We start from the raw sequence: 23,538 nt of genomic DNA on the forward strand, positions 1-23,538 counted from the left end.
GACCCGCTTTTGGTTTCGTTACCAGAACCGACCTGTAACCGGCTGGTTCCCTTTGCCCGACCTCAGGCGCCCAGCGGGTAATGCACATATTCGCTGAACGGGCGATTGCCAGCGCGAAGTTGGGCGCGGATATCGGTCGGCCTGCCCGGCTCACGACGGATATCCAGGACCATCCGGAACATGTCCTTCTGGTGCAGCACCGGATAGCCCGCCTTCTTGACCAGCGTTCCGCCCGCCAGATCGACCCATATGTCGGGATTCGCGCCCGCCGGAACCCCGGCGAAGTCGGCCAGGAACCGTTCCACCCCGGCCTCGCCCGATTGCCCGGTCCAGATATTCTCGACCGTGGCGAGGCCGGTGGAGGCGGGCGTCCGCGCCGCCGACCAGTCGAGCCGGTAGCTCGCCTCGATCCGGCTGCCTGCGCGGACGGGCGCGGCGGGCGTCCAGTAGGCCGCGACATTGTCGGTATATTCGCTGTCGGTCGGGAAGGCATAGAGCCGCACCTGCCCCGCGCCCATCGGCTTGCGGCTGGTGGCCCAGAGCGAGGGCCGCCGTTCGTAGAAGACGCCGTCATCCTGATAATGGTCGAAATTCCGGTCGCGCTGGAGCAGGCCGAAGCCCCTGGGGTTGCGCTCGGCAAAGACGTCCACGCGGGGGGCGGAGGGGTTCACCAGCGGGCGGCAATGGGCGGTGCCGTCGGCGCTGGCGATGGAGAGCATGTCGGAATCGTGGATTTCCGGCCGCCAGTCGGTGCGCTTGGCGCGGTCGGCCTGATCGTACCAGAACATGCTGGTCATCGGCATCAGCCCCAGTTCGGCAATCCCCTTGCGGGCGAACAGCACGGCGTCGACATCCTGCCGCACCCCTTGCGGCGTCAGGCTGTTGACGAAGCGGAAGGCGCCGGTCAGCGACGCGCTGTCCATCAGCGCATAGACGGTGACGCTGCTGCGCCCGGTGCGCTCCAGCCAGAAATGGGTGAAGCGGGGAAATTCCTCCTTGCCCGCGATGCTGGTGTTGATGGCGACGGCGCGGGCCGACAGGCCGAACTGCCTTTCGGCGGGGGCGCGGAAATAGGTCGCGCCCAGGAAGGACAGCCAGTCGCCGTCCCGCGCCTGATTCATGATGCGGAACCCGGAAAAGCCCGCGCCGGGGCCAAGGTTGCGCACGGCATTGCCCAGCGGGGCGTCGAACATGGCGGGATCGTAGCGCAGCGGCGTCGCCCGGCCCCCTTCCACCAGCGCGATCTCGACCGGCTGCTGCACCGTGCTGCTCAGCGGGAACAGGCGGATGCCGGTGTCGTCGCCCTTGTCGTTCCAGATGGTGCGCTCGTCACGGAAGCGCGCCTGGTTGAAGGCGTCATAGCCGATCTTGTCCGCGCCGGGGAAAAAGGGCGTCACGGCAAAGGGCGCGCGGGTCAGCCGCTGCGCCCGGCCAATCACCATGTTCCAGGAGAAAGTCTCGCCCCTTGCCTGCGCCAGGGCCGAACGGGGAAGCAGCAGGGCTGCGCCGGAGGCGGCGATCATGGCGCGGCGATCTATCTTGGTCATGGCGCTTATCATGGGTGCGACAACCGCCGATGCAAGTGTTTCGATCCCGCACTAGGCTGTATCGGCATTCAGCGCTGACGGCCTGCAAATGGCGATTTCCCGCGCTTCCGGTGCTCACGTACTTTAGTACGCTGCGCGCCGGGTCACGAAAAATCACCATTTTCGGCTCGCCATCATCTGAATGTCGATACAGCCTAACGGGAAACTGGCCGATCGGCAAATGCGATGAAGCCTCCGTCCGGGGGGACGGAGGCTTCGCTATGCTGGTCGTTTCATCGAAGTTTCTGCCCCCGGCGCGGTGGGGACTGTAAATGCGCCGGGGGCGACATGACCGGCCGGGGTGACCAAGACCCCAGCCGGTCAATCCGGTGTCAGCCTTAGCTGATCAGCTTCAGCACGCCCTGCTGGCTCTGGTTGGCCTGCGCCAGCATCGCGGTCGAGGCCTGGCTCAGGATCTGCTGCTTGGCGAGCGCGGTCGTTTCGGCCGAGAAGTCGGCGTCCTCGATGCGGCTGCGGGCGTCGGTCAGGTTGGTGACGTTGGCCGTCAGGTTGTTGACCGTCGATTCGAGGCGGTTCTGCGCGGCGCCCAGGTCTGCGCGCTTCGTCGCAACCGTTTCCAGCGCCGTGTCATAGACGGCGAGGTCGGCAGCCACGAAAGCAGGGGCGGCCACGGTGCCGCTCAGCGCGCCGCCGGTGGCGGTGGCGACAGCGGACAGGTCGAGCTGACCCAGGTTGATGGCGACGGTATCGGTGCCGCCGGCGCCCGCCTGGACGCTGATGGTTGCCGGAGCGGTCGCGGAGAAGAGGCTCTTGCCGTTGAACTGGGTCTTGCTCAGGACCGAGTCGATCTGCTTGGCGAGCTGGTCGATTTCATTCTTGATGTTGCCCTGCGACTTCGCGTCGTTGGTGCCGTTCAGGCCCTGGACCGTCAGTTCACGCATGCGCTGCAGCATGTTGCCGACTTCGCCCAGCGCGCCTTCCGCCGTCTGGGCGAGCGAGATGCCGTCATTGGCGTTGCGGATGCCCTGGGTCATGCCGCGAATCTGCGAGGTCATGGTCGACGCGATGGCGAGGCCGGCGGCGTCGTCCTTCGCGCTGTTGATGCGCTTGCCGGTCGACAGGCGTTCCATCGCGGTGCCCAGGGCCTTGTTGGCCATGGCCGAAGCGTTCTGAGCGCGCAGCGCCGAAGAGTTGGTTCCGATAACAGTCATGATAATCCCTTTCCGTTCACTATCAGGTCGCTGCCATCAGGCTGCTTGCGGCCTCGAAAGGGGATAACGGCGCCGGGGAAAAAGCTTTTAGGGCCATTGCGATTTTTTCTGCTATTTTATTGAAAAGGCCCGGAAACCGGGCGTTCGCGGCCTTTGGCGGCCACCGCCGCATATATATGCCGGCGAAAAGTTCCGGCCGTCCGGAAAAAAATTGCCGTTATGCGGCAAGGACTTTGCCGCATTAACCATATGATAACCACATTGGGGCAGTCCTGAACCATCGAAGGGGTCAGGGGCGTGCGGGGGCACAAGCCGGCCAAAACATGGGGACAAGTTCATGTCATCTCTGGACGTGAGCCAAGGAGTCTGCGCGCTCGTTCCGGGCCTGCGGCACTGGCTGGAAAATGCGTTCTTTACCGTCCGGATCGTGGACGCCCAGAGCCCGCGCGAGCGGGATGATCGGCGCGTGCTACTGGCCACCGAAATCGGTCACGCGACCCATCGCGACATATTGATCAACCTGGTCGACGGGGCGCCTTCGCTGGTGCCCGCCGCAAACGGCCTGCCCGCCCGCGTGGCGTTCGGCCTGGAGGATATGGGCTTCGCCTTCGCGCTGATAGCGGAACTGGCCCGCCCGGCGGCGATCCCGGCGGTGGGCGACAATGCCAGCACCCGCCTGATGACGCTGGCCGGGCGCGTCGCCCGCAGCGACGCCACCGTGCTGATCCAGGGCGACACCGGCACCGGCAAGGAAGGCATGGCGCGCTTCCTCCACGCCCAGTCGGGCCGCGTGACCCGCGACTTCATCGCCGTCAACTGCGCCGCCCTGCCCGAAACCATGATGGAAGCCATGCTCTTCGGTCACAAGAAGGGCAGCTTCACCGGCGCGGCGCAGGCGTCGGAAGGGCTGTTCCTGGCGGCGGACGGCGGCACCCTGTTCCTGGACGAAATCGCGGAACTGCCGCTGGCGCTCCAGGCGAAGCTGCTGCGCGCCCTGCAGGAAGGCGAAGTGCTGCCGGTGGGGGCGACTCACCCCGTTCCCGTAAATGTCCGCATCATCGCCGCCTGCAACCGCAACCTTGCCGCCGAAGTCGCCGCCGGGCGCTTTCGCGAGGATCTCTACTGGCGGCTCAACGTCATGCCGCTGGAACTGCGCCCGCTGGCCGAGCGTCCGGGCGACGTGACCGCCATCGCCGCCGCCATGCTGCTGCGCTCGTCGGATGCGGCGAAGGACGCCTTCGTCTGGCCGACCGCCGCGGCGCTGGAAAAGCTGACCGCCCATGTCTGGCCCGGCAATGCCCGCGAACTGGGCAATGTGCTGCAGCGCGCCGTGGTCCTGCGCGACGGCGACCGGATCGAGCCTGCCGACCTGCACATCACCGGCGCGCCGCAGCTTCGCATCGTGGAGCAGGTGCTGGCGCCCGCCGATCCGATCCGCCTGCGCGACGTGGCGCATAACAGCAAGCTGGAGGCTGTCCGCGCCGCGCTGCGCGAGACGGACGGCCACCGCGCCGCCGCCGCCCGCAAGCTGGGCATTTCCGAACGCACGTTGCGCTATCGGCTCGCCGAAATGCGCGAAATCGCGGCTTAAAAGGGGGTAGGGCGCAATGACCGGAATTTCTCCGACCGACAGCGTGATGGCGATCCGCAACGCCATCCTCCAGAAGAACGCCGCGCTGCGCGATGTCGCCCAGACCGGCAATGTCGGCGCGGGTTCCGCCGTCGGCACCAACGGCGCGACCGCGCCGGGCGGGTTCACCGACGCGCTGAAATCGGCGCTGGAGCAGGTGAACGGCCTGCAAAATCAGGCGGGCGAAGCGGCCGCCTCGTTCGAACGGGGGGAAACGACGGATATCGCCGGGGTCATGCTGGCCAAGCAGCAGGCGTCGGTCAGCTTCGAAGCCACCCTTCAGGTCCGCAACAAATTGCTGTCCGCCTACAAGGACATCATGAGCATGCCGGTGTAATATGAGCGAGAACGCACTCACCCCCTCCGCCGGCGCCGCCGCCGCTCTCCCCGCCACCAGCCCCGCCTCTTTCGGAGGCGCGAAGGGCGTCGACGCGCTGAAGGCGCGCTTCACCGGCTTCATGAAGCAGCCTGCGGTTGCCAAGAGCCTGCCGCTGCTGGGCCTGCTGGGCGTCGTCGCCACGGCGGGCGCGGCCTGGCTGGCGCTGCGCGAACCGCCGCAGCGCGACCTGTTCCGCGCCCTGCCCGATGCCGACAAGTCGGCCGTGGCGCAGGTGCTGGACCAGAATGGCATCCGCTACGATTTCGACAATAGCGGCGGCATGACCGTCGGCGAGGACGATTATTTCAAGGCGAAGATGATGCTCGCCGCCCAGGGCCTGCCCAAGAGCGCGCCCGACGGCAACAGCATGATCGACAGCCTGCCCATGGGCGCCAGCCGCGCCGTGGAGGGCGAAAAGCTGCGCTCCGCCCGCGAAATGGACCTGGCCCGCACCATCGAGGCCATCGACAGCGTGGAAAGCGCCAAGGTGCACCTCGCCGTCGAGCCGCCCAGCGTCTTCCTGCGCGAGCGGTCGAAGCCCTCCGCATCGGTGATGCTGCGCCTCGCCTCCGGCCGGTCGCTGACCGACCAGCAGGTCAGCGCCGTCGTGCATCTGGTCGCTTCCTCCATCCCGGAACTCAATCCGGAGGATATTTCGCTGGTCGACCAGAATGGCCGCCTGCTCAGCAATAATGACGGCAATGCCGCCGATGACCGTCAATTGGCCGTGCAGACCCGGATGGAGGACCGCTATCGCCAGTCGGTGATCGCGCTGCTGACGCCGATTTTGGGCGCGGGCAAATTTTCGACCGAGGTGCATGCCGAACTGAACTTTGCCGAGCGCCAGGCGACCCGCGAAACCTATCCGCAGGATGAAGCCCGTCTTCGCAGCGAGCAGGGTACATGGGCATCCGACCCGCGTGGGCAAGGCGCCGGTGGCGAGGCAAGCGGCATTCCGGGCGCGCTCAGCAACCAGGCGCCGGTCAACCCGACCGTCACCCAGACCAATCCCAACGGACAGGCCGTTGCCCAGGGCACGGAAAGCGCGCAGACCGCCGCCCAGCCCGGCACGCCGGGCAATCCGCTCATGAAGACCGAGGAGACGTTCAACCGCAGCTTCGAACTGGGCCGCGAGGTTTCCGTGACCAAGGACGCCGTCGGCACGGTGAAGCGCCTGTCGGTTGCCGTAGCGCTGGACAACGGGCCTGACGGCAAGCCGCGTTCGGCGCAGGAAATCGCCGCCCTGGAGGCTCTGGTGAAGGGCGCGGTCGGTTTCGACCAGGCGCGGGGCGACGTGGTGGCCCTGTCATCGCGCAGCTTCGCCAAGGAGGAAGTGGTCGAGGCCCCCTGGTATGAGGCCCAATGGGTGTCGCCGCTGGTGCGCAACGTTTCCGCCTTGCTGGTCGCGCTGCTGCTGATCTTCGGCATCGGCCGCCCGCTGCTGAAGCGCCGCGCCGCCGCCCAGGCCGCCGCCGCCGAACAGATCGCCGTCCAGGGCCAGAAGATCGGCCGGGAAATCTCCACCGAGATCGGCCGTCAGGCGACGGCGAACCCCGACGGGTCGACGCCGATCACGCTCGACATGATCTCCTCCACTTATGATTACGCCCAGCGCGCCGACCTGATCCGCAATTTCGTGAAGCAGGATCCCGACCGCGCCGCCCTGGTCGTCCGCGACCTTCTGAAGGAAGGGAAGAAGGAAAATGCCTGACGCCGCCACCGCCCCGGCGCTGAAGGGCAGCGCCGCCGCCGCCGTCCTGCTGATGCTGTTCGACGAGGACGAGGCCGCGCAGATCCTGTCCCGCCTGGAGCCTGACGAGGTCCGCCAGCTTGGCTATGCCATGTATGACGTGGCCGACGTGCAGGTCGAGGAAGTCAACGAGGCGCTGGACCATTTCGTCACCAAGGCGAAGAAGCGCACCACCATCGGTTACGGCGCGACCCGCCATATTCGCGGCGCGATGACCAAGGCGCTGGGCGAGGAGCGGGCGGAGAACATGCTCGCCCGCATCACCCCGCCGACCCGTTCGACCCAGCTTGAGATGCTGAAATGGATGGACGCCAAGGAGATCGCCTCCCTGATCGAGGCGGAGCATCCGCAGATCATGGCCATCGTGCTCGCCCATCTGGAGGCGCCGATCGCCGCCGACGTGCTGCAATTGCTGCCGACCGAATATCAGGAGGAGATCGTCTATCGCATCGCCACGCTCGGCCCCGTGTCGAACGAGGCGCTGGACGATCTGGAGCAGCTCCTGCTGCGCGGCAACATGGCCAAGAAACAGGGCGGCGCATCCCAGCGCGGCGGCACGGTCGAGGCGGCGGCGATCATGAACAATGTCCGCAAGGACAATGAGCAGCGCATCATCAAGGCGCTGGCCAAGCGGGACAAGATGGTCGCGCAGACCATCGAGGAGGAGATGTTCGTCTTCGACAATCTGATCGACATGGACGACAAGAATCTGGGCACGCTGATGCGCACCGTCGACAGTTCGATCCTGGTGGTCGCGCTGAAGGGGGCGAACGACATGCTGAAGGCCAAGATATTCGGTTCCATGTCGGCGCGCGCCGCCCAGGCCATCGCCGACGAGATCGAGGAACGCGGGCCGATCCGCCTGGCCGAGGTCATCGACGCGCAGAAGCTGATCATCGCCACCGCCCGCCGCATGGCGGATGCGGGCACCATCATGCTGGGCGGCAAGGGGAATGATTTTGTCTAAGCTCTGGACCAATGCCGACGTTGCCAGCGTGCCCCTGGGCGGCATGGGTCAGGTGACGAGCGGGGGCTTCCGCAGCCGGTTCACGCCGATGCATGCCCCGTCCGGACAGGCGATGCACGACAGCGTGCCGGAAACCGAGGAAGACCTGCTGGAACAGGCCCGCATGGAGGCCTTCGCCATGGGTTTCGATGAAGGCAGCCGCGTGACGGCGGAGGCCAATGCGACCGACGCCGAAGCGCGCCGCCGCCTGGCCGAAGCGCTGGAACTGCTGGCGCCCGCGCCCAGCGGCATGCTCTCCACCATGCTCTCCGCCACGGTGGTGCGGCTGGTCGAGCAGATCGTGGGCGAGGTGGAGATCGACATCGAACGGCTGCTCCAGCGGTGCGACAGCGTGGCCGCCTTCATCGAGGAAAATGACGAGAAGGGCGCGCTGCACCTGCATCCCGACGACATCGAACTGCTGGAGGGCGAAAGCATCGGCGTGAAGCTGGTGCCCGACGGGGCGATGCAGCGCGGTTGCGTGCGCCTGGAAACGGCGGACGGCTGGGTCGAGGATGGGCCGGATGTGCGCCTGTCCCGCCTGCGCGCCCTGCTGGACGATATGGAGGGCAAGGCCTGATGATCCGCGCCGCGCTGGCCCAGGCGGAAACGCTGTTCGACCATATGCAGGTGCAGAACCGCGCGCCCCGCCATGTCGGCCGTCTGGTCAGCCATGATGCGGGGATGCTGGAAGTCACCGGCTTCCGCCGCCCCATCGGCGCGGGAGCGCGGCTGATCGCTTCGGACGGCACCATCTGCCGCGCCGAGGTCGTGGGCTTTCGCGGCGACAGGACGCTGCTGGTGCCGCTGGACGCGGACGCGCCGCTGGAAAATGGCGCGCGGGTGGAGCCGGACAGCCAGGCGACCATGGTGCAGGTGGGCGAGGGCCTGATCGGCCGCGTGATCGACGCCATGGGCCAGCCGCTGGACCGCAAGGGGCCGATTATCGCGGGCGGCAGTTGGCCATTGAACGGGGTCAAGGGCAATGTGCTCGACCGGGGCCGCGTGACCGAGCCTTTCGACCTTGGCGTGCGCGCCGTCAACGCGCTGCTGACCGCCGGGCGCGGCCAGCGCATCGCTATCATCGCGGGGTCGGGCGTGGGCAAATCGGTGCTGATGGGCCAGATGATCCAGGGCGCCGAGGCCGACATCGTCGTCGCCGGCCTGATCGGGGAACGCGGCCGCGAGGTCAGCGATTTCCTGGAAACCAAGCTGAAAGGCGCGATGCACAGGAGCATCGTCGTCGCCGTGCCCGCAGACCATCCGCCGGTGCTGCGCCTGCGCGCCGCCGCGCGCGCCACCGCCATCGCCGAATATTTCCGGGCGCGCGGCAAGAAGGTGCTGCTGCTGATCGACAGCCTGACCCGCTGCGCCCATGCGCAGCGCGAGATCGGGCTGGCTCTGGGCGAACCGCCCGCGATGAAGGGCTATCCGCCTTCCGCCCTCGCGCTGATCCCGCGTCTGGTCGAACGGGCGGGCGTCGATGCGCGCAGCGGCGGATCGATCACCGCGCTTTATACCGTGCTGGCCGATGGCGACGATACCGACGATCCCATCGTCGACGCCGCCCGCGCCATCGTGGACGGGCATTTCGTGCTGTCGCGCCATCTGTCGGAACAGGCGATCTTCCCCGCCATCGATGTCGGCAAGTCGCTGTCCCGCGTCATGGCCGATGTGGTGCCGGACGAGCATCGCATGGCGGCCGCCGCCTATCGCCGCCTCTGGGCCGCCTATGAGGAGAATCGCGACCTCATCCTGATGGGCGCCTATCGCCCCGGCAACGATCCGGTGATCGACGAGGCCGTGCAGCGGCGGCAGGAAATCCTCGACTTCATCCGGCAGGATCAAAAGAGCTTCATCGACCTCGACACCAGCGCCGCCGCCCTGATCGCCGAGTTCGGCGCGTGAAGGGGGAGGTCGCCCGCCGCCAGCGCGTGCTGCGCGTCCGCCATGTCCAGCATGCCATGGCCGTCGCCGAAACCGCCCGCGCCCGCGACGAGGCGGAGGGTATCGCCCGCAACGCCCAAAGGCTGCGCAATGTGCGCAACGATCTTTTTACCGGCCAGGGCGTCGCAACTGGCGCGAATTTTGCAGCGATGCAGGAACTGGCGGGCCGTCTGGAACAGGCGGGGCGTCAGTTGGATGGTGCGCTCTACGATGCGCGCCGCAAGGTGGAGGCCAAGGAAGGCCTTTCCCTGGCGGCCAATCGGGATCGCGAAATCGCCGTGAAGCTCAAGGATCGCGCCCGCGCGGACCTGGAGGAATGGCGGGAGAACAAGTTGGCGGCCCTGCCGCGCTATCGCCGGATGCAGAGGACAGGAGATGTCTGACGTGAACATGCTGACGAGCCTCAAGGCGCTGCTCTTTTCCTCGGCGGCGACGCCCATGCCCGCCGACGGCGCGGCTGCGTCGGCCGTGCCCGCGGAAGGGGCGGCGGATTTCGCCAAGCTGCTGAACGGCACGATGGACGCCATGCCGGACGCGCAGGAAAGCGCCGGGATCGCAGGCCTGTCGCAGGAAATTGCGCCCATGGTCGCTGATGAAGCCGAAGGCGTGGAGGTCGCGCCGGCCATGGGCGGCAAGGCCGATGCTGCCGATGCGCAGGGCGAGACGCCTTCCCCCTTGCCCTTCGGCCTCGCCAACGCATTGAGGGCGGTGCAGGGCCATCGCAAGGATTCGCTGCCCCTGCCGCCCGGACTTGCCAGGAAGATCGAGGCGCCGGCCGAGCCCGCCGTCGAGGGGACGGTGCCTGCGCCGAATACCGACTCTGCCGAGGAGGTCGCGGAGGAAATGCCTGTTCCGGTGTTGGTCGCGATGGAAGCGGGCGAGGTCGAGGCGCCGGAACTGCCGGTCCTGACGCCCGATCCCCAGGTCAAGGCCGCGCGCCCCGGCAAGGAAGCCAAGCCGGAGAAGGCGGAGGCCTTGCCCGAAGCCGCTGCGGTGGAGCATGCCGACGAGCCGGCGGAAGCCGAACCGAGCGGCAAGGACAAGCCGAAGGAGCATGCCGAGGCGGCACAGGCTCCGGCAATGGTCGTCGCCGTTGTCCAGACGCCGGCGCCGCAAGGCGTTCCGGTACCGCCGCCGACATCGGCGGCCGCAGCCCCCGAAATAGTGTCCGTCCAGCCGGAAAGCGGCAAAAATCTGCCGGCAGCGGCGGCGCCATTGCCGCCCCAGATTGCCGGACAGCCGGTTACCGCTCAGCCGCCGGTTGAAAAAACTCATGTGGCAAAAGGCCCCGTTCAGCCTGCCGTTGCAGCGCCTGCGGCATCGGCCGATCACGCGAAAGGCCCTGTCGCCGATCCGGCTTCCGACCGCATCCCGATGAAGTCCGAGGCGCTTGCCCTGCTCCAGCTGGTCCGCGATCAGGTCGCCGCTCGCCAGCCGGGCACGCCGGTCCGCGCCGGGGAACCGCTCGCGGCCCGCGTCAAAACGGGCAGCGCCGCCACGCCGGTCGAGGCTGCTCCTACCCATAGCGCCCAGCATAACCCGGTCGATGCCGTGCCGCAGATGCCGCTCGCCCAGCCTGCTTCCGCCCCCTCTATCCCGCCGGTCGTGGCGCCGCAGCCAGTCGACCTGTCCGCCAGCCTGGGCGCGCAGATTGTCGACATGGGCGTTTCCGGCCAGTGGATCGACGGGCTGGCCCGCGAGATTGCCGGGCTGTCCGCGAACGGCGCGCAGGGCCGGTTCCAGATCAACGCCGACCAGCTTGGCGCCGTGCAGGTGGACATCCGCCAGGGCAGCGAGGGCGCGGCGGTCAGCCTGACCGTCGCCAGCGAAGCCGCCGAAATGGCGCTGCGCCAGGACAGCGACCGGCTGCGCATCGACGCGGGCCTTTCGGCGGTGCGCATCGCCGAGGTGAAGATCGAGCGCATGCCGCATGTGGCCGAGGCTGCGAAGGCGGACAGCGCCAATCAACAGCAATCCTCCCAGCAGCAGGGCTCCCAGGGCGCGAACGCATGGGCGAACAACGGCCAGAACATGGCGCAATCCCAGGGACAGGCCCAGGGCCAGGGGCGCTGGCGTCCGCAGGAAAATAGCGCGTTCGCCGCTAAAAATTCCGGCGATCCGGCCGTTCTTAACCATGACGAGCTGCGCCATGCCGGCAATCCCGCCGCGCGCGCGCGCTATGCCTGACGACTTGGATTGCGGGGGATTTTGACCGATGAGTGACGACGCCAAGCCGAAGAAGAAGAAGGGCGGGGGCATGAAGATGATCCTGCTCATCGTCATCGCCATGGTCATTGGCGGGGCGGGTGCGGCCGGCGGTCTCTATGCCGCCGGTTTCTTCAGCCCGAAGGAAGAAGGGCCGAAGGAAGATCCGAACAAGCCCGTGCTCGTGCTGGCGGGCGAAAGCGCCGAGGAAGTGGCGAAGGCCCATGGCTATGCCGGCGGCGAGGGCGGCGGTCATGAGGGCGGCGGCGGTCATGCCCCGAAGGGCGCCCATGTCCCGGCCAAGGGCATCGACCTGCCCAGCCCGGCCAATCCGGCCGCCTATCAGGCGACCTATTTCCAACTCCAGACGCCCTTCACCTCCAACATGTCGGATACGGACGCCTTCGCGCAGATTTCCATTGCGGTGTCGACCTATTACGACATCCGCGTGGTCGAGGCGATCAAGGCCCATGAGATGGCGATTCGCAGCCAGGTTCTGATGATGCTGGCCGAACAGCCGGTGGAGGCGCTTTCGATGCCGGAGGGCAAAAGGGCGCTCCAGGCCAAGATCAAGACCGTCATTAACGACATTCTGAAGCAAAAGACGGGCTATGGCGGCGTCGATAACGTTTATTTTACCAATTTCGTTATTCAATAGGGATGCCTGAACGCGCGGGAAGTCCCCCGCCTGGACCGGCAGGGGACTGAAATGACCGACGTTCAAGCCTACGCCTTCGGGCGGGGGGAATCTCAGGCGCCGTTGATGCTGTCGGGGCTGGACCGGCTGGGCGAAAAGCTCGGCCGGCGTCTGCGCGCCCTGATCGAGCCGATCGCCGGGGCGCGCCCGCATGTCGTCGCGCAGGATGCGCGCGCGCTGGAATTCGGCGCCTGGGCGCATGAGGTGCCCGGATCCGCCAGCATCGGCGTCTATCGCCTGGCGCCGCTCAAGGGGCAGGTGCTGCTGCGGCTCGACGCGGAGATGATCTCGACGCTGGTCGATTGTTTCTATGGCGGGATCGGCAACCGGGCCTTGCCGCCGCGCGGAGAGTTCACCCCTACCGAAGATCGCCTGATCGCCCGGATTTCCGAGGCCTTCATTGCCCGGATGGTCGAATGCTGGAGCGACATGCTGGCCCTGGAGGCGGGCCTGATCGTCCGGGAAACCGGCATCGGCTTTGCCGCCGCGGCCCAGCCGGGCGAGCAGATGGTGCTGCAACGCTTCCTGATCAGCATCAGCCGCGATGCCGAATGGCCCATCGACCTGCTGTTCCCGCTGTCCTCGCTGCGCGCCGTCGAGCCGTTGATGGGCAACCGCATCCCCGTGGACGACGAACGCGCCGACCCGGTGTGGCAGGCCCGCATCGCCCAGCGCATGCGCGAAATCCGCCTGCCCGCCCGCACCGTGCTGGCGCGTCCCGACCTGTCCCTGGCGGAGCTGATGCAGCTCAAGGCCGGCGACATCATTCCCGTCACCATCAACCGCAGCCTGCCGCTGATCGTGGGCGACCGCATCGTCGCGCATGGCTCCATCGGCGAACAGGACGGCCGCGCCGCATTCCAGATCGAAAAGCTAGCACAGGAAACCGGACAATGAGCGACATGAGCGAAGCCCCACGCATCGACGGCGTGGGCGAGGACAGCATTTCCCGCATGGTGAACAACCGCCAGTTCCGGTTGCTGGCGGACATTCCGGTCCGCATGTCGGTGGAGGTCGGGTCGACCTCCCTCCGGCTGGCGGAGGTCATGGACCTCAGCGAAGGCAGCGTCGTGGAACTGGACCGCCAGGCCGATGACCTGCTCGACATCATGGTCAACGGCGCGCTGATCGCCAAGGGAGAGGTGGTGACGGTGAACGGCCGCTACGGCATCCGCATCGTCGAAATCGCGGCCGCCGAAAGCCGGCTGGCGGGCGTCGAGCGGCGCGGCTGAAGCGGGCGGCTGATTTACCGCTTGCCTTGCGCGCCAATCTTTCGGAACGGATGACGCATTAACCATCTTCGCGGAAAGCGCTCATGACCTGGTATTTCGTCAAGCTGCTGATTTTATTGCCGCTGGTCGGCGGCATGGCCTTCGGCGCGCTGTGGCTGTGGCGCAAATATCAGCCCGGCATGATGGCCGGGCAGAATGATCGGTCGCTCAAACTGCTGGAAGCGCTGCCGATGGGAACGTTCGGCAAGCTCGCCGTGGTGGAGTTCGAGGGGAAGAAGATCCTGCTTTCCGTGACGCGGGGACGGATCGAGAAGATCGCGGAAGGCGACAGCTATCGTGCCGGGCGCTGACGTTTTTCCCGCGGTGGCGTCCGGACGTGAGGTCGGGAGATGGATTCCCGCCTTCGGGGGGATGACGAAATTGCTGTTGGCGGCGCTGCTGCTCGTGGCGCTGTTCGTCGCCATGCCCGCCTTCGCGCAGGCCCTGCCTGCCGCTCCGGCGCCTGTCGACAATGGCGGCGCATTGAGCCGCGCCATGGGGCAGATCAGCGGCGACGGCCGTTCCCTGTCGCTGTCGCTGCAGATCCTGATCCTCATGAGCCTGCTGACGGTGCTGCCGTCGCTGATCCTCATGATGACCAGCTTCACCCGCATCATCATCGTGCTGTCGCTGCTGCGCCAGGCGCTGGGGTTGCAGCAGACGCCGCCCAATCAGGTGCTGGTCGGCCTGTCGCTGTTCCTCTCCCTGTTCGTGATGCGGCCCGCCATCGACCAGATCAACGCCCAGGCCTTCGACCCCTATGGCAAGGGCCAGATTTCCATCGAGGAGGCGGTGGGCCGTTCGGGCAAGGTGCTGCACGGCTTCATGACCAAGCAGACGCGCGAGACCGACCTCAAGCTGTTCCAGAATCTGGCCGAGGCGCCCGCCTTCCGCACGCCTGCGGACATTCCCTTCTCGATCCTGCTGCCCGCCTTCGTGACGTCGGAATTGAAGACCGCGTTCCAGATCGGCTTCATGATCTTCCTGCCGTTCCTGATCATCGACCTGGTGGTCGCGTCGACGCTGATGGCGCTGGGCATGATGATGCTGTCCCCCACGATCATTTCCATGCCGTTCAAGCTGCTGCTGTTCGTGCTGGTGGATGGATGGGCGTTGACCATGGGGTCGTTGGCGGGGTCGTTCGCGACGTGATCGTGCCGCCTCCCTCTCCACCGTTCGGGCTGAGCCCGTCGAAGCCTCAGGCCGAGCGAAGCGAGGCCATGCAGAAGGCTTCGACAGGCTCAGCCTTGCCCTTCGACAGGCTCAGGGCGAACGGATCGGAGGTGATCTGATTCATGGAAAACGCCGATTTCTTCATGGGCCTTGCGCAGCAGGCGCTGTGGATCACGGCGCTGGCGGCGGCGCCGATCCTGATTCCGGCATTGGTCGCGGGCGTCGTGATCGGCATGGTTCAGGCGGCGACGTCCATCAACGAACAGACGCTGGCCTTCATTCCCAAGATCATCGTCGTCGGCGCCATGCTGGTGCTGTTCGGCGGGTCCATCATGGTGCTGATCGCCGATTTCACGCGCGAGATTTTCGAGCGCATTCCGGACCTGCTGCAATGATCGCGCCGGGCTTCGCAAATGTCGAAGTCCAGCTATGGATCTGGCTGATCGCCATGATCCGGCCCGGCGCGGCGTTCATCGCCGCGCCTGTCTTCGGCGCGCCTGCCGTGCCGCTGCAACTGCGGCTGATCCTGTCGCTGGCGCTGGGGATGGCGGCGCTCAACAGCGTGCATATCGTGCTTCCCGCCGACGGCGTCGCCAGTTTCCAAGGCGTCATGCTGGTGGCGGGCGAAGTGCTGGCGGGCCTCGCCATCGGCTTTGCCGTGCAGATCGGCTATGCTGCCGCTTTGGTCGCGGGCGAAGCCATCGGCAACACCATGGGCCTCAATTTTGCGGCGATGGTCGATCCCTCCTCCGGCCAGGCGACGCAGGCGGTGGGGCAGTTTCTTTCCATCCTCTCCACCTTCCTGCTGCTCGCCATGGACGGGCATCTGATGCTGGTGAGCTTCGTGGTTCAAAGCTATCAGGCGCTGCCGCCGGGCGGCGCGATGCTCAGCAACGACGCGGTCTGGCACCTCATTGAATTTGGCGGCGCGCTGCTCGGTGCGGGCGTCACCATCGCGCTGCCGGTCGGCTTTGCGCTGGTGCTGGTGCAGATCGTCATGGGCATGCTGGCGCGCACCGCGCCTGCGCTCAACCTCTTCTCCGTGGGCATGCCGGTGGCGCTGATGGCAGGGCTGATCCTGCTGGCCGTCACCGCGCCGATCATGGGGGAGGGGATCACCGCCGCGCTCAAGGCCGGGCTGGACCAGGCCCAAGCCATTGCGGAAGGGCGCTGAACCATGGCGGAGAGCAATGGCGGCGGCGAAAAGACCGAAAAGCCGACAGCCAAGAAACTGAAGGACGCCGCGGAGAAGGGCGACATCCTCCAGTCCCGCGACCTGGCCACCGCGTTGGTGGTGATGGCGGGCATCGGCTGGATCGCCGTCATCGGGCCTTCGATGGTCGAATCCCTGTCCGACATGCTGATAGAGGCGCTGCGCTTCCGGCGGGAGGACATCGTCAATTTCGCGCCGGCCGACCGGGGTTTTGCCTTGCTGTCCGGCATCGCCCTGCCGGTGGCGGGGATCATGCTGGCGACCCTGCTGGCCGCCATCGCCGGACCGGCGCTGTTGGGGTCGCTGGGCTTTCGCCCCGGCGCCTTCGCGCCCAAGGCGTCGAAGCTGAACCCCGCAGCGGGCCTCAAGCGCATGTTCGGCATGCAGGGCCTGATCGAACTGGTGAAATCCGTCGCCAAAGTGTCGCTGCTGGGCGCGATCGGCGTCTGGATGATCTCAGACCGGCTGACGGAGATTGTCGGCCTGGGCAAGTCGGGCCTGGCCCCCGCCATGGCGGATCTGGGCAATATGTTCATCATGACCTGCCTGGTGATGGCGGGCGGCCTGTTCCTGATCGCGGGCATCGACGTGCCCGCGCAGCTCATGCAGCGATCCAAGCGCCTGTCGATGAGCAAGCAGGAAATCAAGGACGAGCATAAGGAGAGCGAAGGCTCCCCTGAACTGAAGGGCCATATCCGCCGCAAGCAATTTGAGGTGCTGAGCGGTTCGACGCGCAAGGCGGTGGCGGAGGCCAGCGTGATCATCACCAACCCGACCCATTTCGCCGTCGCCCTGCGCTACAAGCCGGGGCAGGACGCCGCGCCGGTCGTGGTGGCGCGGGGCTGCGACGCCATCGCCGCGGCGATCCGCGAACTGGCCGACCAGAATGGCGTGACGGTGCTGCAATATCCGGAACTGGCCCGCGCCATCTACTTCACCTCGCGCGCAGGGCAGATCGTCAATGAAGGGCTGTACATGGCGGTCGCGACCGTGCTCGCCTTCGTCTTCCGGGTGGAAAATCGCCTGGCGAGCGAAATGGATCGTCCGTTCATCACCGTGCCGGACGATCTGCGCTTCGACGCGGAAGGCAAAAAAACGGCTTGATAATCAACGCTTTCATGAAAATGCCTCGTCCTTAACTTAAGTTTAGGACTCAATATCCGTATAATCTTCGCGGGGACGCATTAGGATGTGCGTCATGAACAACTATATTTCGCGGACTGAACTGTCGGTGGAGCGCAGCGCGACCCGCGCGCCGTCCGCCGTGTCCGCGATTCAGCCGGTTTCCTCTTCCGGCACCGCGCAGCAGGGCGACCAATCCCCCCGGCATTCGATGGCGCAGGATCAGGCAGGCGCGGAGGAAAGCATCGCCACCAGCGCCGAATATGCGAAGGTGCATGCCCGCATAGCCGACATATTGGGCGAATTGCGCAGCCAGGGCGGCGCGGCGACCGTCGATGGGGCGGCCGACGAAATCCAGTCGATGCTGCCGACGCCGCAGGTTCTGGTTCCCCTGCCCCCCGCCTCCAAGGAAGCGGTGGAAAGCACGATCCGCATCGCCAAGCGCATCGCCGAGCAGGCCGCCTATGCCCATGCGGCGCAGGCCAATATCCGCCGCGGCGCGGTTGACCAGATTCTTTCTCCAGGCGTTTGAGCAGGGTTCGTCGAGGAGTTTTCCGCTCCGTTCGCAAGCGCCATTTCAGGTGGCGTGGACGAAACCGGGGCTCGTCGGACTGGGCGGTTTGGGTGGTTCCTCCTTTCGTCACCCCGGGGCTTGACCCGGGGTTCCGCTTTTCTTGTAAACCGGCGCCCAGTCCAAGGCAGCGGGACCCCGGATCAAGTCCGGAGTGACGGAGGTTGATGGCCGCAATTGGCCATTCCCGGCATTTCCGAATGCGTCGCGGGTGAGGATAGCGCTGGTTCCCGCCTCCCCCATGAAAATCATTCCTAAAGGTCTTCGCGCTAGGGCCGTTCTCTCTCTTGAAAGGACGGTCAATGACTTCGGTGAGCAGCAGCATCTTGACGGCGCTAGGCGCGGGATCGGGCATCGACACCGCGTCGCTCGTCTCCAGCCTGGTCAGCGCCACCAAGGAACCGCGCCAGGCGGCCATCACCAACCGCCAGACGCTCAACAGCGCGCGGATTTCCGCGCTGGCATCGGCTTCCAGCTCGCTCGACACCTTTGCCGATGCGCTGAACAGCCTGCTCGCGGGCACCGGCTATTCCGGCACGCCGGCGTCCAACGACCCCAGCATCGCTTCGGTGAGCGCGCTGCCCGGCGGCACGCCGACGGGCCTGCCCGCGCAGATCGAGGTGCGCCAGCTTGCCGCCAGCCGCACTCTGGTTTCCGCCGTCAACGCCAATCAGGACGCTGCGCAGGGGGCTGCGGCCACCGTCGGCATCGGGGAATTGTCGCTGAAGGTCGGTAACGGCAACCCCGTTTCCATCACGATCACCGCGGCCAATAACAGCTTTACGGGCCTGGCCGCCGCCATCAACGGTTCGGGGGCGGGCGTGACCGCGACCGTCGTCACCGATTCGCAGGGGACGCGCCTGATGCTGAAGGGGCCGACCGGCGCGGCGAACGACTTTTCGCTTACCACGGTTTCCTCCACGACCGACGGGACGACGGGCGCGGACCTTTCCCAGTTCGCCTTCTCCGCGACGACCCCGCCTGCGGGCAGCAGGATGAGCTCCGCCACAGAGCCCAAGGACGCGGTCATCCTGCTCGACGGCGTGGAGCAGCATTATGCCGGCAACACCATCGACGGCGCGATCCCCTATCTGCGGATCGACCTCAACAAGGCGGCGCCGGGGACCAATGTCACGCTGGCCACGACGGAGCCGACCACCTCGATGCGCGACCTGCTGGTCGAGTTCGTCGACGCCTACAACACGCTGATGAAGGCGCTGAACACGGCTACCTCGACCGGCACGGACCAGTCCAACGCGGGCGTGCTGAACGGCGAATCGTCGATCCGCGACATGAAGCGGCAGCTTTCGCAGATGGTGTCGGCTGAGCTTGGCGGCACGGGCGTCTACAGGACGCTGAACGACCTGGGCGTCAGCACCAATCGCGACGGCACGCTGTCGCTCGACATCAAGGCGCTGGACAAGGCGATCGCGGCCGATCCGAAGGCGATCACGCAATTGCTGAACCCGTCGGTCAGGACCGCGACCAATATCGGCCTTGCCGGGCTGATGGACAGCGTGCGCGACAATATCAAGAAGGATGGCGGGCCGCTCGCCGCCACGCAGGGCAAATATGAGAAACTGGCCAAGGAACTGGCCGATCAGCTCGACAAGCTCGACATGCAGATGACCAATTATCAGGAGCAGCTCACCAAGGTCTATTCGGCCATGGAGACGCGCCTGTCGGCGTTGAAGGCGACGCAAAGCTATCTCCAGCAGCAGGTCGCTCTCTGGACCAAGAACGACAATTAAGGGGTCGGAATATCATGTTCTACAATCACGGCGGGTTCGGTGGCACGGCAGCGGCGCGGCGTTATGCGGCAGTCCACACCGGCAGCCGGATCGAGGGCGCGACGCCCCATGCGCTGGTCAAGCTGTTGTTCGACGAACTGCTGCTGGCGCTGGACGCGACGGCGCTGGCCGAACGCAATGGCGACCGGCTGAAAGTGTCGGACAAGCAGGCCCGCGCCATGTCGATCCTGTTCGCGCTCGAATCGAGCCTGGACTTCGACAAGGGCGGCGACATCGCCACCGGCCTGGCGCAAATCTATCGCGAAGCCCGCCGCCTGCTGCTGGCTAGCGCCAAGGAGCATGATGCCGCCCCGGTCGATCAGGCCCGCGTCATGATCGGCGAAATCGCGGAGGCGTGGAACCAGATCGGCTGACGGCATCCACGGGGTTGCGCCTTCAAAGGCGCCCCTGTATAGGCACCGCTCGCAAAGGGCGGCCCGGCGGGGGCCGCCTTTTTGCGTTTCGGACTTTGTTTGCATCAGCCCAGAAAGGGAAGGACCATGTCGATCACGCCGCTCATGCCCGTTTACCCCCGGTGCGATGTACGCCCGGTCCGAGGCGAGGGCTGCTACCTGATCGGGGAGCGCGGCGAGCGCTATCTGGATTTCGCCAGCGGCATCGCGGTCAACCTGCTGGGCCACGGCCATCCCAGGCTGGTCAAGGCTATAGCCGATCAGGCCGCGACGCTGATGCACACGTCGAACCTCTACGGCATGCCGCTGGGCGAGAAGTTCGCGCAGCGCCTGGTCGACACGACCTTCGCCGACACGGTGTTCTTCACCAATTCGGGTGCGGAGGCGGTGGAATGCGCGATCAAGACGGCGCGCCGCTATCATTATGCCAATGGGCAGGCGCACCGGCACAAGATCATCAGCTTCGACAACGCCTTCCATGGGCGGACGCTGGGGACGATCTCCGCCACCAGCCAGCCCAAGATGCGCGACGGCTTCGAACCGCTGCTGCCCGGCTTCACCGTTGTGCCGTTCAACGATCTGGAGGCTGCGACGGCCGCCGTCGATGACAATAGCGCCGGTTTCCTGGTGGAGACGGTGCAGGGCGAGGGCGGCGTGACCCCGGCGACGCAGGCGTTCCTGTCCGGCCTGCGCAAGCTGTGCGACGACCACGGCCTGCTGCTGATCCTGGACGAGGTGCAGTGCGGCTATGCCCGTACCGGCACCTTCTTCGCCCATGAGCAATATGGCCTGACGCCCGACATCATGGCGGTGGCCAAGGGCATCGGCGCTGGCTTCCCGCTGGGCGCCTGCCTCGCGACCGAGGAAGCGGCCAAGGGCATGGTGTTCGGCACCCATGGGTCGACCTATGGCGGCAATCCGCTGGCCATGGCGGTCGGCATGACCGTGCTGGACGAGGTGCTGGGCGAGGGTTTCCTGGACCATGTGAAGAGCATCGGGGCGCGCCTGCGCTCGGCCCTGGAGCAGCTCATCCCCAATCACGACATGTTCGAGGACGTGCGCGGCCTGGGCCTGATGCTGGGCGTCAAGATGAAGAGCGATTATGACGCCCGCGCCTTCGTGGCGCATCTGCGCGACAATCACGGCCTGCTGACCGTGTCGGCGGGGCAGAATGTCGTGCGGATCCTGCCGCCGCTGGTGATCGAGGAAAGCCATGTCGCGGAATGCGTCGAGCGGCTTTCCGCCGGTGCGCGGAGCTTTGCGGAGGCTGCGGCCTGATTATATCCCCGTTCGTGCTGAGTAGGGGCTGAGCGAAGTCGAAGCCTGTCCTGAGCGCCTGCCTTGGCAGGCAGTCGAAGGGACCCGTATCGAAGCATCAGTCCTTCGATACGCCACTTCGACAAGCTCAGCGGCTACTCAGGGCGAACGGTAATTTGGGGGCGAACCTTCCAATGACCAATCATTTCCTGAATCTGAGTGACGCGGGCGGCGATGCCATCGCCGCCATGATTTCCGACGCCATCGACCGGAAGGCGGCGCGCAAGGGCTGGCCCAAGGGCAGCGCCGATGCCGACGCGCCGCTGGCCGGGCACACGCTGGCGATGATCTTCGAGAAGAATTCGACCCGGACCCGCGTGTCGTTCGACATGGCGATCCGCCAGTTGGGCGGCACGTCGCTGATCCTGGACGGCGCGACCAGCCAGCTTGGCCGGGGCGAGACCATCGCCGACACCGCCCGCGTGCTGAGCCGCATGGCCGACGCCATCATGATCCGCACCGACGATCATGCCAAGATCGAGGAAATGGCGCATCACGCGACCGTACCCGTGATCAACGGCCTGACCGACCTGTCGCATCCCTGCCAGATCGTCGCCGACCTGCTGACGGTGGTGGAACATGGCATTTCGCTGCCCGGCAGCCAGTGGGCCTGGCTGGGCGACGGCAACAATGTCCTCCATTCCATCGTCGAGGCGGCGGGCCTGATGAAGTTCGGCGTGCGCATCGCCGTGCCGGAGGGTTATGACCCCGACCCGTCCTTCGAGGCCGAAGCGCAGGCGCGTGGCGCGACCATCACCCGCACCCGCGACCCGCTGGCGGCGGTCGCGGGCGCGGACATCGTCGTCACCGACACCTGGATCTCCATGGGCCAGGCCCATGCCGAGGAGAAGCTGGCGGCGATGATGCCCTATCAGGTGACGCCCGAATTGATGGCGCTGGCCAAGCCGACGGCGAAATTCCTCCACTGCCTGCCCGCCCATCGCGGCGAGGAAGTGGTGGAAGCGGTGATCGACGGGCCGCAATCGGTGATCTGGGACGAAGCGGAAAACCGCATCCATGCGCAGAAGTCGGTGTTGCTGTGGGCGCTGGGGCGGCTTGGCTGACGCTAAATCCTCCCTGCGCGCAGCGTGGGAGGGGGACCATGCGAAGCATGGTGGAGGGGAAATTCGGAGGTCGTGCCTCTTCCCCTCCACCACCGCTTTCAGCGGCGGTCCCCCTCCCCATCTACCGATGGGGAGGAATGGGATGGGTCCGCTCTCCAACCCACCCGATTTGCAAGCGCGTCCATCGCCGCCTATCTAACCGCCTTTGCATGACCGGCCCGCCCAGCGGGCCGCACGGAGCCTGATTTGACCCCTTCCCCCACCCTCGACCAAGCCTTGGGCTTCACCATCCCCTCCCGCCATGCGCGGGGGCGGATCGTGCGGCTGGGGCCGGTGCTCGACGACGTCCTCGCCGCCCATGCCTATCCGCCGCAGATCGAACGGCTGCTTGCCTCCGCGCTCGTGCTGGCAGCGCTGCTCGGCTCGACGCTCAAGGATGTGGGCGGGCAGCTCACGCTCCAGGCGCAGACGGAAAATGGCGTCGTCAGCCTGCTGGTCGCCGATTACAAGGGCGGCGAAGTGCGCGGCTATGCCAAGTTCGACGCCGACCGGCTGGTCGAGCTTGGCCCCGATCCGACGCTGTTCGGCCTGTTCGGCAAGGGTTATCTGGCGATCACCTTCGACCAGGCGGTTTCCGGCGAGCGCTATCAGGGCATCGTCCCGCTCGACGGCGAATCGCTGGCCGACGCGGCGGAGCATTATTTCTTCCAGTCCGAACAGATCCCCAGCATCATCCAGATCGCCACCCGCCACGATCCGGGCCAGGGGTGCCTGGCCGCCGGCCTGCTGCTCCAGCACCTGCCCGAGGGCGAAGTCGGGCGCGAACGGCTGCATGTCCGCCACGACCATCCGGAATGGGAACATGTCCAGGCGCTGGCCCATACGCTGAAGGATGCGGAACTGACCGACAGCGATTTGCCGCTGTCCGACATCGTCTGGCGCCTGTTCCACGAAGAGGAGGAGGTGCGCGTCACCGATCCCGCCGCGATCAGCAAGGGGTGCCGTTGCGACCTGGATCACATCCGCAGCGTCATCGGCCGCTTCCCGGCGGCGGAGCGGGCGGACATGGCGGATGATCAGGGCATTATCGGCGTCGATTGCGCCTTCTGTTCGCGCCTCTTCCCGGTCGCGCTCGCCAGCTTCGCGGAGGAATGAGCGGGCATTTCCCCCATTGCTATCAAATTGCCGCAATTGACGGGCAAGGCTGATGCGGATCAGCAACGATCGACAGG

Annotated in this window: 24 protein-coding genes; 22 read left to right on the plus strand and 2 right to left on the minus strand. The window is 66.3% G+C overall.

The window, feature by feature from the left end; translation table 11 throughout:
* Positions 1–62: 62 nt before the first annotated feature.
* On the minus strand, positions 63–1,547 hold the full coding sequence (locus tag L286_RS46345) for a glucan biosynthesis protein (protein WP_031293625.1): 1,485 nt from the start codon (positions 1,545–1,547) through the stop codon (positions 63–65).
* A 377-nt stretch (positions 1,548–1,924) separates the two neighbouring features.
* On the minus strand, positions 1,925–2,758 hold the full coding sequence (locus L286_RS46350; protein ID WP_031293626.1) for a flagellin N-terminal helical domain-containing protein: 834 nt from the start codon (positions 2,756–2,758) through the stop codon (positions 1,925–1,927).
* Positions 2,759–3,095: 337 nt separating this feature from the next.
* Between L286_RS46350 and L286_RS46355 the strand changes: the two genes are divergently transcribed.
* The 22 genes from L286_RS46355 (at position 3,096) to hslO (ending at position 23,461) form a co-directional block, all read left to right on the plus strand.
* Positions 3,096–4,349, plus strand: a complete 1,254-nt coding sequence (locus L286_RS46355) for a sigma-54 interaction domain-containing protein (protein ID WP_031293628.1) — start codon at positions 3,096–3,098, stop codon at positions 4,347–4,349.
* A gap of 16 nt (positions 4,350–4,365) precedes the next feature.
* Entirely contained in the window at positions 4,366–4,725 is a 360-nt protein-coding gene (gene fliE / locus L286_RS46360; RefSeq protein ID WP_007682619.1) for a flagellar hook-basal body complex protein FliE, read from the plus strand.
* Position 4,726: 1 nt separating this feature from the next.
* Positions 4,727–6,478 carry a flagellar basal-body MS-ring/collar protein FliF gene (gene fliF, locus L286_RS46365; RefSeq protein ID WP_021224049.1) on the plus strand — a complete coding sequence of 584 codons (1,752 nt, stop codon included), beginning with the start codon at positions 4,727–4,729 and terminating at the stop codon, positions 6,476–6,478.
* A complete protein-coding gene (gene fliG, locus L286_RS46370; RefSeq protein WP_007682626.1) occupies positions 6,471–7,484 on the plus strand; it encodes a flagellar motor switch protein FliG in 1,014 nt (337 codons plus the stop codon). The genes fliF and fliG overlap by 8 nt, the downstream gene beginning before the upstream one ends.
* Positions 7,471–8,103, plus strand: a complete 633-nt coding sequence (locus L286_RS46375; RefSeq protein WP_013041194.1) for a FliH/SctL family protein — start codon at positions 7,471–7,473, stop codon at positions 8,101–8,103. The genes fliG and L286_RS46375 overlap by 14 nt, the downstream gene beginning before the upstream one ends.
* Positions 8,103–9,431: a FliI/YscN family ATPase gene (locus tag L286_RS46380; protein WP_021224050.1), complete on the plus strand. Its 1,329-nt coding sequence runs from the start codon at positions 8,103–8,105 to the stop codon at positions 9,429–9,431. Before L286_RS46375 ends, L286_RS46380 begins: the two co-directional genes overlap by 1 nt.
* Positions 9,428–9,853 (plus strand): hypothetical protein, encoded by a 426-nt coding sequence (locus L286_RS46385; RefSeq protein ID WP_007682629.1) that lies wholly within the window; start codon positions 9,428–9,430, stop codon positions 9,851–9,853. The genes L286_RS46380 and L286_RS46385 overlap by 4 nt, the downstream gene beginning before the upstream one ends.
* Positions 9,846–11,657 carry a flagellar hook-length control protein FliK gene (locus L286_RS46390; protein WP_021224051.1) on the plus strand — a complete coding sequence of 604 codons (1,812 nt, stop codon included), beginning with the start codon at positions 9,846–9,848 and terminating at the stop codon, positions 11,655–11,657. Before L286_RS46385 ends, L286_RS46390 begins: the two co-directional genes overlap by 8 nt.
* Before the next feature lie 28 nt (positions 11,658–11,685).
* A complete protein-coding gene (locus tag L286_RS46395) occupies positions 11,686–12,333 on the plus strand; it encodes a flagellar basal body-associated FliL family protein (protein ID WP_021224052.1) in 648 nt (215 codons plus the stop codon).
* Positions 12,334–12,384: 51 nt separating this feature from the next.
* Positions 12,385–13,269: a flagellar motor switch protein FliM gene (locus L286_RS46400; protein WP_007682635.1), complete on the plus strand. Its 885-nt coding sequence runs from the start codon at positions 12,385–12,387 to the stop codon at positions 13,267–13,269.
* Positions 13,266–13,604: a flagellar motor switch protein FliN gene (gene fliN, locus L286_RS46405; RefSeq protein ID WP_007682637.1), complete on the plus strand. Its 339-nt coding sequence runs from the start codon at positions 13,266–13,268 to the stop codon at positions 13,602–13,604. Before L286_RS46400 ends, fliN begins: the two co-directional genes overlap by 4 nt.
* An 83-nt stretch (positions 13,605–13,687) precedes the next feature.
* The gene (locus tag L286_RS46410) at positions 13,688–13,954 is read left to right on the plus strand and encodes a FliO/MopB family protein (protein ID WP_007682639.1); all 267 of its coding nucleotides are present in this window, start codon (positions 13,688–13,690) and stop codon (positions 13,952–13,954) included.
* Between the two features lie 61 nt (positions 13,955–14,015).
* A complete protein-coding gene (gene fliP, locus L286_RS46415; RefSeq protein WP_021224054.1) occupies positions 14,016–14,795 on the plus strand; it encodes a flagellar type III secretion system pore protein FliP in 780 nt (259 codons plus the stop codon).
* Between the two features lie 143 nt (positions 14,796–14,938).
* Positions 14,939–15,211 carry a flagellar biosynthesis protein FliQ gene (gene fliQ / locus L286_RS46420; protein WP_007682643.1) on the plus strand — a complete coding sequence of 91 codons (273 nt, stop codon included), beginning with the start codon at positions 14,939–14,941 and terminating at the stop codon, positions 15,209–15,211.
* Positions 15,208–15,990, plus strand: a complete 783-nt coding sequence (gene fliR / locus L286_RS46425) for a flagellar biosynthetic protein FliR (RefSeq protein ID WP_007682646.1) — start codon at positions 15,208–15,210, stop codon at positions 15,988–15,990. Before fliQ ends, fliR begins: the two co-directional genes overlap by 4 nt.
* A 3-nt stretch (positions 15,991–15,993) precedes the next feature.
* Complete coding sequence (flhB, locus tag L286_RS46430; RefSeq protein ID WP_021224055.1) at positions 15,994–17,133, plus strand: flagellar type III secretion system protein FlhB; 1,140 nt, start codon at positions 15,994–15,996, stop codon at positions 17,131–17,133.
* A 94-nt stretch (positions 17,134–17,227) separates the two neighbouring features.
* Entirely contained in the window at positions 17,228–17,683 is a 456-nt protein-coding gene (locus L286_RS46435; protein ID WP_021224056.1) for a hypothetical protein, read from the plus strand.
* Between the two features lie 341 nt (positions 17,684–18,024).
* Entirely contained in the window at positions 18,025–19,473 is a 1,449-nt protein-coding gene (gene fliD / locus L286_RS46440; protein WP_021224057.1) for a flagellar filament capping protein FliD, read from the plus strand.
* Between the two features lie 14 nt (positions 19,474–19,487).
* Positions 19,488–19,886, plus strand: coding sequence for a flagellar export chaperone FliS (locus tag L286_RS46445; protein ID WP_021224058.1), 399 nt, complete (start codon positions 19,488–19,490; stop codon positions 19,884–19,886).
* A gap of 126 nt (positions 19,887–20,012) precedes the next feature.
* Positions 20,013–21,203, plus strand: a complete 1,191-nt coding sequence (locus L286_RS46450; RefSeq protein ID WP_021224059.1) for an aspartate aminotransferase family protein — start codon at positions 20,013–20,015, stop codon at positions 21,201–21,203.
* A 173-nt stretch (positions 21,204–21,376) separates the two neighbouring features.
* Entirely contained in the window at positions 21,377–22,306 is a 930-nt protein-coding gene (gene argF / locus L286_RS46455) for an ornithine carbamoyltransferase (RefSeq protein WP_021224060.1), read from the plus strand.
* Positions 22,307–22,552: 246 nt separating this feature from the next.
* Positions 22,553–23,461 carry an Hsp33 family molecular chaperone HslO gene (hslO, locus tag L286_RS46460; RefSeq protein ID WP_031293631.1) on the plus strand — a complete coding sequence of 303 codons (909 nt, stop codon included), beginning with the start codon at positions 22,553–22,555 and terminating at the stop codon, positions 23,459–23,461.
* Positions 23,462–23,538 lie beyond the last annotated feature (77 nt).

It is taken from the genome of Sphingobium sp. HDIP04 (genome assembly GCF_000445085.1).
Classification (GTDB): Bacteria; Pseudomonadota; Alphaproteobacteria; order Sphingomonadales; family Sphingomonadaceae; genus Sphingobium; species Sphingobium indicum.

Excerpts from the sequence above, each read along its gene's own strand:
- L286_RS46345 (WP_031293625.1), bottom strand. The coding sequence starts at position 1,547 with ATGACCAAGATAGATCGCCGCGCCATGATCGCCGCCTCCGGCGCAGCC.
- L286_RS46350 (WP_031293626.1), bottom strand. The coding sequence starts at position 2,758 with ATGACTGTTATCGGAACCAACTCTTCGGCGCTGCGCGCTCAGAACGCT.
- L286_RS46355 (WP_031293628.1), top strand. The coding sequence starts at position 3,096 with ATGTCATCTCTGGACGTGAGCCAAGGAGTCTGCGCGCTCGTTCCGGGC.
- fliE (WP_007682619.1), top strand. The coding sequence starts at position 4,366 with ATGACCGGAATTTCTCCGACCGACAGCGTGATGGCGATCCGCAACGCC.
- fliF (WP_021224049.1), top strand. The coding sequence starts at position 4,727 with ATGAGCGAGAACGCACTCACCCCCTCCGCCGGCGCCGCCGCCGCTCTC.
- fliG (WP_007682626.1), top strand. The coding sequence starts at position 6,471 with ATGCCTGACGCCGCCACCGCCCCGGCGCTGAAGGGCAGCGCCGCCGCC.
- L286_RS46375 (WP_013041194.1), top strand. The coding sequence starts at position 7,471 with ATGATTTTGTCTAAGCTCTGGACCAATGCCGACGTTGCCAGCGTGCCC.
- L286_RS46380 (WP_021224050.1), top strand. The coding sequence starts at position 8,103 with ATGATCCGCGCCGCGCTGGCCCAGGCGGAAACGCTGTTCGACCATATG.
- L286_RS46390 (WP_021224051.1), top strand. The coding sequence starts at position 9,846 with ATGTCTGACGTGAACATGCTGACGAGCCTCAAGGCGCTGCTCTTTTCC.
- L286_RS46395 (WP_021224052.1), top strand. The coding sequence starts at position 11,686 with ATGAGTGACGACGCCAAGCCGAAGAAGAAGAAGGGCGGGGGCATGAAG.
- L286_RS46400 (WP_007682635.1), top strand. The coding sequence starts at position 12,385 with ATGACCGACGTTCAAGCCTACGCCTTCGGGCGGGGGGAATCTCAGGCG.
- fliN (WP_007682637.1), top strand. The coding sequence starts at position 13,266 with ATGAGCGACATGAGCGAAGCCCCACGCATCGACGGCGTGGGCGAGGAC.
- L286_RS46410 (WP_007682639.1), top strand. The coding sequence starts at position 13,688 with ATGACCTGGTATTTCGTCAAGCTGCTGATTTTATTGCCGCTGGTCGGC.
- fliP (WP_021224054.1), top strand. The coding sequence starts at position 14,016 with ATGACGAAATTGCTGTTGGCGGCGCTGCTGCTCGTGGCGCTGTTCGTC.
- fliQ (WP_007682643.1), top strand. The coding sequence starts at position 14,939 with ATGGAAAACGCCGATTTCTTCATGGGCCTTGCGCAGCAGGCGCTGTGG.
- fliR (WP_007682646.1), top strand. The coding sequence starts at position 15,208 with ATGATCGCGCCGGGCTTCGCAAATGTCGAAGTCCAGCTATGGATCTGG.
- flhB (WP_021224055.1), top strand. The coding sequence starts at position 15,994 with ATGGCGGAGAGCAATGGCGGCGGCGAAAAGACCGAAAAGCCGACAGCC.
- L286_RS46435 (WP_021224056.1), top strand. The coding sequence starts at position 17,228 with ATGAACAACTATATTTCGCGGACTGAACTGTCGGTGGAGCGCAGCGCG.
- fliD (WP_021224057.1), top strand. The coding sequence starts at position 18,025 with ATGACTTCGGTGAGCAGCAGCATCTTGACGGCGCTAGGCGCGGGATCG.
- L286_RS46445 (WP_021224058.1), top strand. The coding sequence starts at position 19,488 with ATGTTCTACAATCACGGCGGGTTCGGTGGCACGGCAGCGGCGCGGCGT.
- L286_RS46450 (WP_021224059.1), top strand. The coding sequence starts at position 20,013 with ATGTCGATCACGCCGCTCATGCCCGTTTACCCCCGGTGCGATGTACGC.
- argF (WP_021224060.1), top strand. The coding sequence starts at position 21,377 with ATGACCAATCATTTCCTGAATCTGAGTGACGCGGGCGGCGATGCCATC.